The sequence below is a fragment of the Oceanobacillus phoenicis genome (assembly GCF_047238145.1).
Taxonomy (GTDB): Bacteria; Bacillota; Bacilli; order Bacillales; family Amphibacillaceae; genus Oceanobacillus.
In genome coordinates, this window is sequence record NZ_JBDFME010000001.1 from 1,186,608 (window position 1) to 1,202,040 (window position 15,433).

Below are 15,433 nucleotides of genomic sequence, written 5' to 3' on the forward strand. Positions count from 1 at the left end.
GAGTCCACTTATTTGTTTGGGAATATGAGAGTAATGAGTATAACGAAATAATTAAAAAATTTAACTAATTTACGGTAAATAGAATGTCTTTAATAGAACATCATATCTTCGGCTAATAATTAGTTGACAGCCTGCGTACTGCACCGTAATTACCATAGTAATATTGAAATTTACTTACAGCATATCAGATGTTGAGATCAATTTTTTAATAAAAATTTTAAAAAAATCAAATAGTTAGCATGTTAACGATGGTAGCGATTACATTTTAAGAAGCAAGAATAAATCAATAAAAACATGTAATCAGAATTTTATGTCTAAATTGAATTTATGATATAATAACAAAACACGATGCGTTGTCCTTCAAAAAAACAGAATGATTCAAAACGGAAACTATACGAGAGAGGAGCTGTTGTGATGAGTAAATATGGATATCCTGATCAACAGGGACTATATCATCCAGACTTTGAACATGAAGCATGTGGAATAGGGATGATTGCCAATATAAATGGTAAGAAAACACACAATATAGTACAAAATGCGATTAATATATTGTGTAACCTAGAACACCGAGGTGGACAATCAGCAGATACAAGCACCGGTGATGGAGCTGGTATTATGACACAAATACCAGATCGTTTCTTTCAACTACAATGTGTGAAAGAGAATATTCATTTACCTCGTGAAGGTGACTATGGTGTAGGGATGATTTTCTTACCTAGAGATCGTCAATTAAGAATGACATGCAGAAAAATGATAGAACAAATTGTTGAAGATGAAGGACAGACATTTCTAGGCTGGAGGCCTGTACCAACGAATGAATCTTTTATAGGGAAAGTTGCATCTAAGAGTGCTCCATCGGTTCGACAATTTTTTATTCAGTGCTCAGATAGCATTAAGGATCAGATGGAATTTGAACGTAGATTATTTGTGATACGTAAATGCATCGAGAATATTGTTGCAGGTCAACCAGAATATGAGGATGTATACATTTGTAGTTTATCTACAAGAACAATTGTTTATAAAGGTATGTTAGTACCGGAACAATTAGATGCCTACTATATTGACCTCAACCATCCGGATTTTAAATCTGCGTTAGCACTCGTTCACTCACGCTTTAGTACCAACACATTCCCAAGTTGGAAAAGATCTCACCCTAATCGATATACCATCCATAATGGAGAATTTAATACGTTACGCGGTAATGTAAATTGGATGCAAGCCAGAGAACAACTCTGTGTATCTGATCATTTTAGTGAAGAAGATTTAGAGAAAATATTACCGGTTATGGATACAGACGGAAGTGATTCCTCTATATTTGACAATACATTTGAATTTTTACATCTTTCAGGAAGATCTTTAGCTCATACCGCAATGATGATGGTTCCAGAACCTTGGTCGAATGATGAAAATATTAAAGACGAGAAGCGTGATTTTTATGAATATCATAGTACATTAATGGAACCTTGGGACGGTCCTGCTGCATTAGTATTTACGAATGGAAACCAAATTGGAGCATGTCTGGATAGAAACGGACTAAGACCAGCAAGGTATTATGTTACAAAGGATGGAATGGTTGTTTTAGGATCTGAAGTAGGGGCATTAGATATTTTTGCAGATGATATTTTGTACAAAGATCGTTTAGCACCAGGAAAAATGTTACTGATCGACTTGGAAAAAGGAGTTATCGTTCCTGATGAAACGATAAAAATGCAAATATCCTCAGAGAAACCTTATAAAGAATGGTTGAAAAATAAGGTTGATTTACAAGACCTTCCGAAAGTGACTAGTGATTATCCTGTTAATCACGGAGATAAATTGTTAGAACAGCAGTTAGCTTTTGGTTATACACAAGAAGAGTTAAATAAAATCATGAAACCATTAGTTTCAGATGGAAAAGATCCAGTAGGTTCGATGGGATATGATTCACCTCTAGCAGTCTTATCGAAACGTCCCCAATTGCTATATAATTACTTTAAACAACTGTTTGCTCAAGTAACGAATCCACCGTTGGATGCAATTCGAGAGAAGATAATTACAATGGTAGAGACGACAATAGGAGCGGAAGGCAACTTAACGAAACCTACAGCGGATAATTGCAGACATATCCGTCTAGAAACACCAGTTTTACGAAACGAAGAGTTAGAGGCTATACGACACCAGCGTTTAGATCAACTATCTGTCGAAACTCTATCTACCTTGTTTGATACTGAAAAAGAAGGAAGTATGAAAGAAGCGCTTGATTCACTATTTGTACAGGCGGATAGAGCAATGGAAGAAGGCGTTAGTTTACTTATCCTGTCAGACAGGGGAGTAAATGATAAACAAGCAGCAATTCCAGCCTTGTTAGCAGTTTCTGGTTTGCATCATCATTTAATTCGTAAGGGAGTTCGTACGAAAGTTAGTTTACTAGTTGAGTCAGGAGAACCTAGAGAAGTACATCATTTTGCAGCCTTATTAGGGTACGGAGCAGAAGCGATTAACCCTTATCTTGCCTTTGATACGTATTTTAATTTATTCCAAGCGGATGAAATAAAGGTAGCTTCTGTAGATGAGGCTTACACAAGGTATATTACCGCTGTTACAGACGGAATTATTAAAATATTATCGAAAATGGGAATTTCTACAATTCAAAGTTATCGAGGTGCTCAAATTTTTGAAGCGGTAGGAATACATCAGGATGTTATTGATTATTACTTCACTGGAACGGCTTCTCGATTAGGTGGCATTAAGCTCAATATTATCGAAAAAGAAGCGATGATGAGACATCAGTTAGCATTTGTAGAAGCTCGAAGTGGAAAACGTCATTTAACGCCTGGTGATGAGTTCCAATACAGAGTAAATGGTGAAGATCATCAATATAATCCACATACGATTCAAACATTACAACATTCTGTAAGATCTAATAACTACGAGCTCTTTAAAAAGTACTCTAATATGCTTACCGATGATGCATTAAACTTACAATCTTTACGTGGATTAGTAGATTTTAAAGATAGAGCCCCAGTACCTATAGAAGAAGTGGAGCCTATAGAGAATATCGTAAAACGATTTAAAACAGGAGCAATGTCTTTTGGGTCGATTAGTAAAGAAGCGCATGAAGCTTTAGCGATTGCAATGAATCGATTAGGTGGACGCAGTAACACTGGAGAAGGTGGAGAGTCCATCGATCGTTTTACACCGGATGAAAATGGTGACTTAAGGCGAAGTGCAGTGAAACAAGTTGCATCTGGACGTTTTGGCGTAACCAGTAATTATTTAGTAAATGCAGATGAGATACAAATTAAAGTAGCACAAGGAGCTAAACCAGGCGAAGGTGGTCAGCTTCCTGGAAAAAAAGTATATCCATGGGTAGCAGAAGTTCGTGGATCAACTCCTGGAGTTGAATTAATCTCTCCACCACCTCACCATGATATTTATTCTATTGAAGATCTTGCGGAATTAATCTATAACTTGAAAAATGCGAATCCTAATGCGCGTATTAGTGTAAAACTAGTAGCAGCTGTAGGAGTTGGAACAATTGCTGCAGGTGTAGCAAAAGGAAGAGCAGACCATGTTGTAATTAGTGGTTATGATGGTGGTACAGGTGCAGCACCTCGTACTAGCTTGAAGCATACCGGACTTCCTTGGGAAATCGGTTTGGCTGAAACACATCAAACATTATTATTAAACGGATTACGTGACCGTATTACTGTGGAAACAGACGGTAAGATGATGACTGGTAGAGATGTAGTTGTTGCTGCTTTATTAGGTGCAGAAGAGTATGGCTTCTCAACAGCACCTTTAGTAGCACTAGGTTGTGTCATGATGCGTGTTTGTCACTTAGATACTTGTCCAGTTGGAATTGCAACACAAAATCCTGCTTTAAGAGAAAAGTTTGCTGGAGATCCAGATCATGTTGTTAATTTCATGCAGTTTATTGCTCAAGAAGCAAGAGAGCTTATGGCGAAACTTGGCTTCCGTACGATAAATGAAATGATTGGACGTTCCGATGTGTTAGAAGCGAAACAACTTGATCATTGGAAAGCGAAAGATATTGATTTATCTGCATTATTATATAGACCGGAACTACCTTTTAAGATGGATCAATATGCAACGCAACAACAAGATCATGGGATTGATAAAACATTGGACTATCAAGAACTACTACCAATATGTGAATCAACAATAGAAGATGGTACACCTATAGAATTTTCAGTTGCCATTCGAAATATTAACCGTGTAACAGGAACTTTATTAGGTCATGCGATTACAGAAAAATATGGTGAACATGGTTTACCTGAAGATACGATTAAACTAAACTTTAACGGTTCCGCAGGTCAAAGTTTTGGTGCATTTATTCCAAAAGGAATGTCTCTTAAATTAATCGGGGATGCCAATGACTTTGTTGGTAAAGGTTTATCCGGTGGAAAAATTATCGTTAGACCATCTTCAACGGTTACGTTTGAACCTGAAAAAAATATTATTATCGGAAACGTCGCATTTTATGGAGCATCTGCAGGTGAGGCCTATATTCGAGGCATAGCAGGAGAGCGCTTTGCAGTAAGAAATAGTGGAGCGTCAATTGTTGTAGAGGGTATTGGTGATCATGGTTGTGAATATATGACTGGGGGCAAAGTCATCGTGCTTGGAAAAACCGGTCGAAACTTTGCTGCTGGTATGTCAGGTGGAGTTGCTTACGTATTTGATGAGGAAGGCGAATTTAAAAATATGGTCAATAACTCTCTCGTTCAAGTTGAACGTGTTACGGATGAAAAAGAGTTGGAAGACTTGTACATTTCAATTGAAAAACACGCTGAATATACAGATAGTGGGCATGCTGCACGAATCCTTGCGTACTGGGAAAAATATTCTGCATCATTTATTCGTGTGATTCCGAAAGCATATTTAGCAATGAGAGAACGCATTTCCATGTTAATGAATACTGGATTAACTAAATATCAAGCAGAGTTACAAGCTTTTGAAGAAACCAATCAAATTAAAGTTCAAAAAGATAAGGTGAACGTATAAGATTCATGTCAGCAGAAAGGGAGGCTTTTGATGGGAAAACAAACAGGTTTTATGGAGTATGAAAGACAAGCACGTCCTGGTAGAAATCCACAAGAGCGTGTTAAAGACTGGAACGATTATACGGCGCCGATGTCAGATGAGGAAGTGCAAAAACAGGGTGCTCGTTGTATGGATTGTGGCGTTCCTACATGTCATCAAGGGATTGAGATAGCAGGGGTAACATCAGGTTGCCCTGTCTATCATTTAATTCCAGAATGGAATAACCTTGTATACGAGGGGAAATGGCGAGAAGCACTGGATAAGGAACATCAAATGAATAATTTCCCTGAATTCACAGGAATTGCTTGCCCAGCTCCTTGTGAAGGCGCATGTGTGTTAGGGATTAATGAGCCTGCAGTAGCTATTCGTACGGTGGAACGTTCCATAATTGAGAAAGGATTTGAGGAAGGATGGGTTGTGCCGAATCCACCGAAAATCCGAACAGGTAAACGTGTAGCGGTAGTTGGCTCTGGTCCAGCGGGGTTAGCTGCAGCAGATCAGTTAAACAAAGCAGGACATTCTGTTACCGTTTATGAGCGAGACAAGCGCGTTGGAGGGCTTTTAACGTATGGAATTCCAGAAATGAAACTATCTTATGATATTGTAATCAGACGGGTGTCCATCTTAGAACAGGAGGGCATTGAATTTATTACGAATACCGAAGTTGGTAAGGACATTTCAAATGAAGAGTTACAAGAAACTTATGATTCCGTTGTACTATGTGGCGGAGCAAGTTTACATCGTGATATGCCGGTAGAAGGTAGTCAACTTAAAGGAATTCATCCTGCTATGGACTTTTTACATGCAAATGTGGAAAGCTTATTGGATTCGAATCTAGAAGATGGTAATTATATATCTGCAAAGGATAAGGACGTTATCGTTATTGGCGGTGGTGATACAGGTACGGATTGTCTCGCTACTTCTGTTCGCCATAATTGCAGAAGCTTAACGCAATTTGATATTTATGAAAAACGTAATCTGCTTCGTGATGAAGAAGCTAATCCATGGCCACAATATCCAAAAATTCATCGAGTGGAATATGGACAAAAGGAAGCAGAAGCACAATTTGGAGAAGATCCACGTGCTTATGCTGTTCAGACTACAAAGTTTGTAGGCGATGAAAACGGGCATGTTAAAGAGGTACACACGATTAACGTGAAAACACGTTATGAAGGTGGAAAGAAAATCCGCGAAGAAGTACCAGGTACAGAAAAAGTGTGGCCAGCAGATTTAGTATTAGTTGCAATTGGATTCCAAGGCCCAGATCAGGGTTTAATAGAAGCGTTAGATGTAGAAACTACGACTCGTACTACAGTAAAAGCAAAATACGGCGAATTTCAAACGAATGTAGATGGTGTTTTTGCAGCTGGAGATATGCGAAGAGGACAAAGTCTAATCGTTTGGGCAATCAATGAAGGTCGAGGAGCGGCACGTGAGTGTGATCGTTTCTTAATGGGAGATACGATGCTTCCATAATTATTTATTATAAAATGTCTAAAAGCACTCCTGTTCGTTAAAATTAACAGTGAGTGCTTTTATATTAGCTAATTTTTTAAATAACTATTTGATATACAATCCTATATCAAGTAATATAGGGGAGGAGTAAAAATGGAAATGAGGGTTATCGATGAGTAAATCATCTATATATGGCTTAACATATGAAAAGCTAAAAGACTGGTTAATGGAACATGGTGAAAAGCGTTTCCGTGCCGAACAAGTATGGGACTGGCTTTATAAAAAGAGAATTAATAAATTTGATGAAATGAATAATGTGAATCAATCAGCAATTCAACTGCTAAATGATAACTTTGTGTTACATACAATGGGTGAAGAGATACGTCAAGAATCTAAAGATGGAACTATTAAATTTTTATTTAAGCTCGAGGATGGGAACTTGATTGAGACGGTATTGATGCGTTTCCATTATGGCTTATCGGTTTGTGTAACTACCCAGGTCGGTTGTAATATTGGTTGTACCTTCTGTGCAAGTGGTCTATTAAGAAAAAGTAGAGACCTCTCTAGTGGAGAAGTTGTAGAGCAAATTATGAATGTACAAAAACATCTGGATGAACGTGGGGAAAATGATCGAGTAAGCCACATTGTTGTAATGGGTATTGGTGAACCTTTTGATAATTATAATAATCTTATGGACTTCCTGTACACTGTAAATGATGATCGTGGCTTGAATATTGGGGCAAGGCATATAACCGTATCCACAAGTGGACTTGCACATAAGATTTATGAGTTTGCAGATGATCCAATCCAAGTCAACTTGGCTATTTCATTACATGCACCTAATGATGAGCTACGTACGAAAATCATGAAGATCAATCGGGCTTTTCCAATAGAGAAGTTGATGAAATCTGTTGATTACTACTTAGAGAAGAAAAATCGTCGAATAACGTATGAGTACATTATGTTAGATGAAGTGAATGATCATAAGAAAGAAGCGATAGAACTAGCGAATTTAATTAAAAATCATCGCCACCTTGCCTATGTTAACTTAATTCCATACAATACAGTAGATGAGCATATAGACTATCGACGCAGTAAATCAGAAAATATCCAAGCTTTTTATGAGACATTAAAGGAACATGGTATTAATTGCGGAGTTCGATGGGAAAATGGTGCAGATATTGATGCAGCATGTGGACAACTACGAAGTAAACAAATTAAGAAGACAAAAGCGGTTTAAGTTTATACAAAGAGCTTCCTTTTCAATAAGGAAGCTCTTTGTATATGGAGGAGGATGGTTTATGTTGATTAGAGAACTAGAGGAAAAAGATAATTATCAAATTGAGAAATTAGTGAAAGAGTCTTTAGAATCATTTGGTCTTGACCGAGAAGGAACAGCTTATTACGATCCGGAATTACCTCGGCTATCTAAGTACTATAGTTCAATTCAAGATGCTTCGTATTGGGTAGCATGTGAGGGTGAAGAAGTAATTGGAGGAATTGGTATTGCACCGTTTGTAAACGAAAAAGGTATATGTGAATTACAAAAGTTTTATGTTCGACATGATCAGCAAGGGAAAGGAGTAGGTAGGGACTTACTAGATACTGCTTTGAAATTTGCTAAACGGAAATATAATCAATGTTACTTAGAAACAAGACATGAGCTAGTACAAGCGAATAAATTATATGAAAGAAATGGCTTTTCTTTATTATCGAGTCCAATAGAAGGATCAGAGCATTCATTTATGGATCGGTGGTACATAATTGACTTATAGTATTAAATCCTTCTCAGAGAGTATTATATTGTCCAATTAATGGTATTGCCATATATTAAATAGTCAAAATTACGTTTTATATGTAATTTTGACTATTTATCTGCTAAATTGGTTTTTCATTCTTAACGTCAATAGCTAGTATTTCTTCTTGATCTGCTGAGTTCGTACTATTAAATAAATAAACTCTATTTTTTCCACTATTTTTCGCTTTAATTAATAGTTCATCTGCTTGGATATAAGCTTTCCGAATATCACTGTTCTCTTCGCAGTAATGATAATTTAAACCGAATGTAGCGGTGTAGTCTACTTCAATAATACTTCCTCTATATTCAGCTGTTGCACTTGTTCGTTCTACTTCTTCTTTTAGAAGGAAAACTAGCTCTTGACATTCATCATATGTACGATTCGTCAATATAATTGTAAATTCTTCTCCACCACTCCGAAATACATAATCATGGTCCTCTAGTTTACTTTTAATATGATTGGCAAAGTGCTTGATTACCTTATCACCGACAGTATGGTTATAGGTATCATTTATTCGTTTAAAGGTATCAATATCAGTTACGACAATGCCTACAAATTGTTTAGTACCATTGAGTTCGTTCATTATCTTATTCATATAGGTGCGATTATGTATTTTTGTAAGGAAATCAGTATACGCCATTTGTTCAAATCGATCTCTTTCTATTTTATGTTGTAAAGTTCGAGATTGAAGTACAGCTGATCTGCTTACTAAGTAGTTTAAAATAAACAATCCAATAAGTGCTTCCCAATGTTGTTGTGTTAAAAATAAAAATAGTAAACCATTTGAAATAGCTCCTTTTAATGTGTCTAGAATGCTTTTACCTTTTATAAACGCCCATGCATCCTTGCGAGTATTTATGTTGCCTGTGAAATGGAATATAGTAAGTAATAAAATAGAAGATAAGAAATCTATGGCTATAACAATAGGTATTAATAGAAACCAGAATCCAAATGTTAGATGTTCTATATAAGGATAGACGGTAAAGAAACAAAAGTACCCAAACACGTTAAGAAGGGTAGGTCCACCTATATTGTAAAAAGTATGAAGAAATTCATCCTCATCTGCTGTACCATTTTTTTTACGAATAAAATACACATAAAATCTACTAAAGACTTCAAATATAAATAACCCAAGCGGTCCAGTGTACAAAACTAAAGATAAATTATAAGAAATACTGTAGTCTACATTTACATTTCCAGTTCTTACAATTGTTTTTAGATTAGAATATAAAGCTGTAAAGAAAAAATATACAACAAAGACGAGCAAGTAAGTAGAAATATTTACATTAATTGGTCCAGATAAAAATGCAACAGTTATTGCGGATGCGAAAATAAATAGTATAAATAAGCGTAACCGATACATAGAATTAATCCTTTCCAAAACCAATATTAGTAGATAGATAATAGGCTATTTTACCCATTTTTAATATAATAGCATATAAAGTGTTAAATTGTAAGAAATTATTGTAAAATTTTACAATTTAATTTTAAGTGAAACAGCTTCGGGGTTTTAACGTAGTAATTTATATCATTCGTTTGTTTACATGTACACGTAATATGTAAACAAATGTAAACTTATACTGTGCACATGTAAACAAAAATGAATACATATTGATATAACAATGTTTTCAAAAAGATTACAAGTATACAACAATATAAACTTTACTTGGATTATACTTGAGGTTTTTATTTAAAAACGCTATAGTAGATTCATAGGTTAATAGATGAGAGGAGTAATAGAATGACAAAATCAAGAATTGCTGCAGTAGATGTAGGTAATGATGCTTTAAAAGGAAATTACGGAAAGTTGGAAAATGAATTATACATCCCAAATGTTATTGCTCCAGATTTAGAAGAAAGACCAGTTATTGGAATTGAAGAGTTGGATGATAAGGAGATACTAGAGAATATACATATTCGTATACACTCCCCTGCCCTATCAGAGAATAACCTTATATATAGAGTGGGGAGTTTAGCAACAAAGACAACGAATTCTCAAGAACTAGACCAAGGAAGTAGTAAATCGGAGGAAGATCAAACATTAATCATGTTGTTAACTTCATTGGCATTAGATGCAGTGAGTACAAATGATTTTGAAGAGAAAAATGGAGTAATTGATGCAAACTATACATTAGGAACCGGTTTACCGCTGCGTGAAGTAAAAGAAGGAAAAGACGTAGCTTACCGCTCTCACTTATTAAGTTCAGTACATCAAATTGAGTTCCTTGTAACACCAAAATATCAAGGGAAAAAAGTAAATATAAAGTTTGATGAAGTAAAAGTTTACCCAGAAGGTTTCGCAGCTTATGTGAATTTAATAATGGATAATGATTTGAAAGTTATCAACAAAGATTTAATAGATAAACAAATTCTAATCCAGGATATCGGAGGTTTATCCACAGATATCGCTGTTATTCGAAATAGAAATGTGGATGATGATAAAGCACAAGGATTTAATTTAGGTGTTTCCGAATCATTGGAGCAAATACGGGAAGAAATACGTACTAAACATGGGGTAGAATTAGATAGTCGTCGAGATGTAGTGGATATTATAACCAGAAAAAATGATCGAAATCATATTATGGTAAAAGGAAGTCGTACCAATGTTCATGATATTACAGACCATATTTTATTAGAATTAGCGAAGAAAGAATATCGTTATTTAAGAAATGTATGGGCAAAAAATTCTCAATCTGAAATATGCTATTTTGTGGGCGGCGGATCGGCTGTATTAAAAGATTATCTTAAAGCATTGAATAATAAATTAGATGGCTACAATATCGAGTTCTTTGAAGATGAAAATGAGAGCATTTGGATGATGGCGAATGCATACTATAAGCTAATCACCGACTTTGTACGAAAGTCTACTCCACAAGTAGAAAAAGAAAAAAAGACTACGAAATCAAAATAAGGTGATTAAATGGTAAAGAAAATTGAAAGAGGTCAAACGATAACATTTCGAGTACCCTCTGATACACCAGATTATCTATTAAAACAATTACAGCAGTTAAAAGATATTGAAAGAAGAAACTTTTCAAGTAAAATAGCACATTTTGTTTTAAAGGGTGTCCATGAGACGGTAGTTCGAGAAAGAGAGACTGTAACAGTTCCTTTGCCTAAACCATTAACAAGAGAGCAGAAAAGCTGGTTAAAGCATGAGCATTCAGAAGCGATGATTGGCTCTATCTTATATCAGCTTCTAACAGATCCAAAACGAGTTACATCTATTATGACAACGTTAAACAAAGAAATTGAAGAAGCTGATCAATATCTAGGGCAAGTAGAAGAACGCCCTGTAGATAATTATGAATCTGCAGCTACGACTGAATTTCATATGGATGACTTGGATATTGGAGAGTTAGATGTTCATAACAACGAAGAAAATACAGAGGAAGAAGCAGAGGAAGAGGATCCGCTTGGAGATTTCTTCTCTAGTATGAATAAATAGTAAGAAGCTGCCAAAAATCATTATTTCTGGCAGCTTTTTTTATATAAAATTTAATGGGAATCCAGAAATATAAAGGATGTATAAAGCCAGGTAACAAATGATCCTGGTTTTATTTGTCGACTTACCAGATATATGCATAAAAACAAGATACAGAGTCAAGCTAATTACCGAAAGGAATGATATTGATGGAATGGCATTGGATATGGAAAGCAGTATTAATTGTAGTTGCAGGAACATTACTTTTACGTATAGCCGGTCGAAAATCAATCTCGCAAATGACGCTTGCTCAAACAGTTATTATGATTGGTATCGGATCATTATTAATACAACCTATTGCAGGAGAAAGTGTTTGGGTAACTATTGGTGTTGGATTAGTTTTAATATTAACCTTGATTGTTATGGAATTTATACAAATGAAAAGTGATAAGTTAGAGAAATTTTTAACAGGAAAATCTATCGTTGTGATTGAAGATGGCATTCTAAATGAAACAAACCTTCGCAAACTCCGGTTAACCGTAGATCAACTAGAAATGAACTTACGGCAACAAAATGTTTCTAGCTTAAAGGATATTCGGTGGGCAACGCTAGAATCTAACGGGAGAATTGGTTTTGTATTAAAAGAAGAAGCAAAACCAGCTACAAAGAAAGATATTGAAGAATTGAAGCAAATGATTTTTCACTATATACCGAAAGAAAAACAAGCTGATTTTTCTGATGAACTATTTGTTGAGGTACGTCAAAAAGAACATAAAACCAATCCTCCAAAACATCTACGCTAAAATTACTTCTATACCAATAAAATAAACTTTTATAAGTGAGAATTTATAGAAAAAGATCCTCCTACCAATCATTACTATACACTTAGTTTATAATTGACTAAAATAATAAAAATTTAACAAATACAACCCAGTAATGTTGATTCTATTAGGATATAGTAAGAAAATAAAATATCAGAAAAGTTTCATTATCATCAGATTAGTTTCCTTCTTGCGCGTGATTTGTCATAATAGATAAGTGGTAAAAAGAATAGAATTTGTTATAAGAAAATGATTGAATATAATTATTAATATCTATTGATATTAAATTTGTTATGTGCTAGAGTTTAATACAAGATATAGAAATCATGTACTTATAGCAATACTATATATTGTGTTCTTGGTGAGGTGATGCCACAATGGTATCTCATAGGGTTTCTAAGGAATTGGAATGAATGTACCCGTAACTTTTGGCTGGAAGAACAAGATTTTAGATGGTCGAACGGTAAGTAAAAGGATCTAGTAAAAGCTGCAAAAGTTAAGAGACCTACCAAACAAGAAGAAGTTTGATATCTCCTCGTGAAGAGATGGTGAAGATAGAGTATATTATCTGTCATTAACGAACCGATCTCTAGATAAGGAGATTGGTTTTTTTATTTATACATATTTTTTGATATTTTAGGGAGGCGTAAATATGACAATGGACATTGGAACAACGTTAGAAGCATCAGCTTGGCAAAAGGTAGAAAAAGCAAGTCAAAACCTAAATATAAACAAAGATGAGTGGTACGAGAAAGCTGAGAAAATCATTCATACAAATAGTTCAGAAGCTAAGTTAGAGGATGCACTTATTAACGTTGCTTTAGAAAACATGGATGAAGCTAGTCCAAATTGGGGCTTTGCTGCAGCACGTATCTATGTAGAAAAATTATATCGTGAAGCTAGCAAAAATAGAGGATATACAGAAGGATCTTACGGCTCTTTCTACACATTGTTAGAACAATTAACTGAAAAAGGTATTTATACGCCAAGCCTTTTACAAAAATATACTAAAGATGATATAGAAGTATTTGGAAAAGCTATTCAACCTGAACGGGACCAACTATTTAATTATCTAGGTATATATACAGTAGCCACTCGTTATTTAGCTACGGATCATGAAAAAAATGTGTATGAATTACCTCAAGAAAGATGGATGGTCATTGCTATGCATATTATGCAGGATGAACCAGCTGATAAACGCCAAGAGTATGTTCTAGAAGCATATTGGGCGTTAAGTAATTTATATATGACAGTTGCAACACCAACGCTCACAAATGCTGGAAAAACACACGGTCAATTATCTAGTTGTTTTATAGATACTGTCGATGATAGCTTGCAATCTATCTATGATAGCAATACCGATATTGCAAAACTTTCTAAAAACGGAGGCGGTATTGGTGTTTATATGGGGAAAATTCGTGCAAGAGGTAGTTCCATTAAAGGATTCAAAGGAATGTCTAGTGGCGTTGTACCATGGATTAAACAACTGAATAATACTGCGGTAAGTGTCGATCAACTTGGTACTCGAAAAGGTGCAATTGCAATTTATCTAGACGTATGGCACCAAGATATTGAGTCATTTCTTGACTTGAAATTAAATAACGGTGACGATCGTATGCGAGCTCATGACATCTTTACCGGTGTATGTTTACCTGATTACTTCATGGAACAAGTTGAAAATCGTGGTGATTGGTATTTATTTGACCCTCATGAAGTAAGACAAGTAATGGGATATTCTCTAGAAGATTTCTATGATGAGCAAAGAGGCAGCGGTAGCTTTAGAACAAAATATGAAGAATGTATTGCAAATGAAGAATTAACAAAACGTAAAGTGCCTGCTATTGAGATTATGAAACGCTTAATGAAATCACAATTGGAATCAGGAACACCGTTTATGTTTTATCGTGATGAAGTGAACCGTCAAAATGCAAATGCTCATGAAGGTTTAATCTATTGTTCTAATCTATGTACAGAGATTACACAAAACCAGTCTCCTACCGAGTTTGTAGAAGAGTTCCTAGAGAACGAAAATACAATTGTAAAGAAATTTAAATCTGGAGACTATGTTGTATGTAACTTAAGCTCTGTTAATTTAGGTAGAGCAGTGAAAAACGATGTACTAGAAAGACTCATTCCAATTCAAGTTCGTATGTTGGATAATGTAATAGATATAAATACACTACCAATTAAACAAGCGGAAATTACAAATAGAAAATATCGTGCAATTGGATTAGGAACGTTTGGCTGGCATCATTTATTAGCACTTAAAGGTATTGCTTGGGAATCAGATGAAGCTGTTGCGTATGCAGATGAATTATATGAACAAATTGCATATCTAACCATTCAAAGTAGTATGCAATTAAGTAAGGAAAAAGGTCATTATCCAGTTTATGAAGGAAGCAAATGGCAAACTGGGGAGTACTTTGACCAAAAAGGCTATACCGGAAATAAATGGGATGAACTAAAAGCGGATGTCAAACAACATGGTATGCGTAATGGATATCTTATGGCTGTAGCTCCAAATTCTACTACAGCAATGATTGCTGGTTCAACAGCTAGTATCGATCCAATCTTCCAAGTCTTCTATTACGAAGAGAAGAAAGACTTCAAGATTCCTGTTACTGCACCTGAGTTAGATCATCATACGTATAATGTTTATCGTCGATCTGCCTATATTGTAGATCAGCGTTATTCTGTAAAACAAAATGCGCAGCGTCAGAAGCATATTGATCAAAGTATTTCTTTCAACTTTTATGTTCCTAATACAATAAAAGCATCTGTATTGCTTAATCTTCATTTACAAGCATGGAATGAAGGGTTAAAAACAACGTACTATGTACGTTCCACGTCCAACGATATTGAAGAATGTGAGTGGTGTTCAAGTTGAG

At 35.2% G+C, this 15,433-nt stretch carries 9 protein-coding genes; 8 read left to right on the top strand and 1 reads right to left on the bottom strand.

Annotation, left to right across the window (positions count from 1 at the left end):
* Positions 1 to 414: 414 nt before the first annotated feature.
* The 4 genes from gltB to ABC346_RS06355 all read left to right on the top strand — a co-directional run bounded on the left by gltB (position 415) and on the right by ABC346_RS06355 (position 8,276).
* Complete coding sequence (gltB, locus tag ABC346_RS06340) at positions 415 to 5,007, top strand: glutamate synthase large subunit (RefSeq protein ID WP_413234043.1); 4,593 nt, start codon at positions 415 to 417, stop codon at positions 5,005 to 5,007.
* A gap of 30 nt (positions 5,008 to 5,037) precedes the next feature.
* Positions 5,038 to 6,522, top strand: a complete 1,485-nt coding sequence (locus ABC346_RS06345; RefSeq protein ID WP_413234044.1) for a glutamate synthase subunit beta — start codon at positions 5,038 to 5,040, stop codon at positions 6,520 to 6,522.
* 151 nt (positions 6,523 to 6,673) lie between these two features.
* Positions 6,674 to 7,741 carry a dual-specificity RNA methyltransferase RlmN gene (gene rlmN, locus ABC346_RS06350; protein ID WP_413234045.1) on the top strand — a complete coding sequence of 356 codons (1,068 nt, stop codon included), beginning with the start codon at positions 6,674 to 6,676 and terminating at the stop codon, positions 7,739 to 7,741.
* A gap of 61 nt (positions 7,742 to 7,802) precedes the next feature.
* Positions 7,803 to 8,276, top strand: coding sequence for a GNAT family N-acetyltransferase (locus ABC346_RS06355; protein WP_413234046.1), 474 nt, complete (start codon positions 7,803 to 7,805; stop codon positions 8,274 to 8,276).
* Between the two features lie 103 nt (positions 8,277 to 8,379).
* Here ABC346_RS06355 and ABC346_RS06360 read toward each other — a convergent pair whose 3' ends face one another.
* On the bottom strand, positions 8,380 to 9,663 hold the full coding sequence (locus ABC346_RS06360) for a GGDEF domain-containing protein (protein WP_413234047.1): 1,284 nt from the start codon (positions 9,661 to 9,663) through the stop codon (positions 8,380 to 8,382).
* 378 nt (positions 9,664 to 10,041) lie between these two features.
* Between ABC346_RS06360 and ABC346_RS06365 the strand changes: the two genes are divergently transcribed.
* The 4 genes from ABC346_RS06365 (at position 10,042) to ABC346_RS06380 (ending at position 15,432) form a co-directional block, all read left to right on the top strand.
* Positions 10,042 to 11,211, top strand: a complete 1,170-nt coding sequence (locus ABC346_RS06365; RefSeq protein WP_413234048.1) for an Alp7A family actin-like protein — start codon at positions 10,042 to 10,044, stop codon at positions 11,209 to 11,211.
* A 9-nt stretch (positions 11,212 to 11,220) separates the two neighbouring features.
* Entirely contained in the window at positions 11,221 to 11,748 is a 528-nt protein-coding gene (locus ABC346_RS06370; protein ID WP_413234049.1) for a hypothetical protein, read from the top strand.
* Between the two features lie 185 nt (positions 11,749 to 11,933).
* Positions 11,934 to 12,527: a DUF421 domain-containing protein gene (locus ABC346_RS06375; RefSeq protein ID WP_413234050.1), complete on the top strand. Its 594-nt coding sequence runs from the start codon at positions 11,934 to 11,936 to the stop codon at positions 12,525 to 12,527.
* Between the two features lie 670 nt (positions 12,528 to 13,197).
* The gene (locus ABC346_RS06380) at positions 13,198 to 15,432 is read left to right on the top strand and encodes a ribonucleoside-diphosphate reductase subunit alpha (RefSeq protein WP_413234051.1); all 2,235 of its coding nucleotides are present in this window, start codon (positions 13,198 to 13,200) and stop codon (positions 15,430 to 15,432) included.
* The last annotated feature ends 1 nt before the right edge of the window (position 15,433 follow it).

What these genes read in the sequence shown, in the direction of transcription:
- ABC346_RS06380 (WP_413234051.1), top strand. Translation starts at nt 13,198, where the DNA reads ATGACAATGGACATTGGAACAACGTTAGAAGCATCAGCTTGGCAAAAG.
- gltB (WP_413234043.1), top strand. Translation starts at nt 415, where the DNA reads ATGAGTAAATATGGATATCCTGATCAACAGGGACTATATCATCCAGAC.
- ABC346_RS06360 (WP_413234047.1), bottom strand. Translation starts at nt 9,663, where the DNA reads ATGTATCGGTTACGCTTATTTATACTATTTATTTTCGCATCCGCAATA.
- ABC346_RS06365 (WP_413234048.1), top strand. Translation starts at nt 10,042, where the DNA reads ATGACAAAATCAAGAATTGCTGCAGTAGATGTAGGTAATGATGCTTTA.
- rlmN (WP_413234045.1), top strand. Translation starts at nt 6,674, where the DNA reads ATGAGTAAATCATCTATATATGGCTTAACATATGAAAAGCTAAAAGAC.
- ABC346_RS06345 (WP_413234044.1), top strand. Translation starts at nt 5,038, where the DNA reads ATGGGAAAACAAACAGGTTTTATGGAGTATGAAAGACAAGCACGTCCT.
- ABC346_RS06355 (WP_413234046.1), top strand. Translation starts at nt 7,803, where the DNA reads ATGTTGATTAGAGAACTAGAGGAAAAAGATAATTATCAAATTGAGAAA.
- ABC346_RS06370 (WP_413234049.1), top strand. Translation starts at nt 11,221, where the DNA reads ATGGTAAAGAAAATTGAAAGAGGTCAAACGATAACATTTCGAGTACCC.
- ABC346_RS06375 (WP_413234050.1), top strand. Translation starts at nt 11,934, where the DNA reads ATGGAATGGCATTGGATATGGAAAGCAGTATTAATTGTAGTTGCAGGA.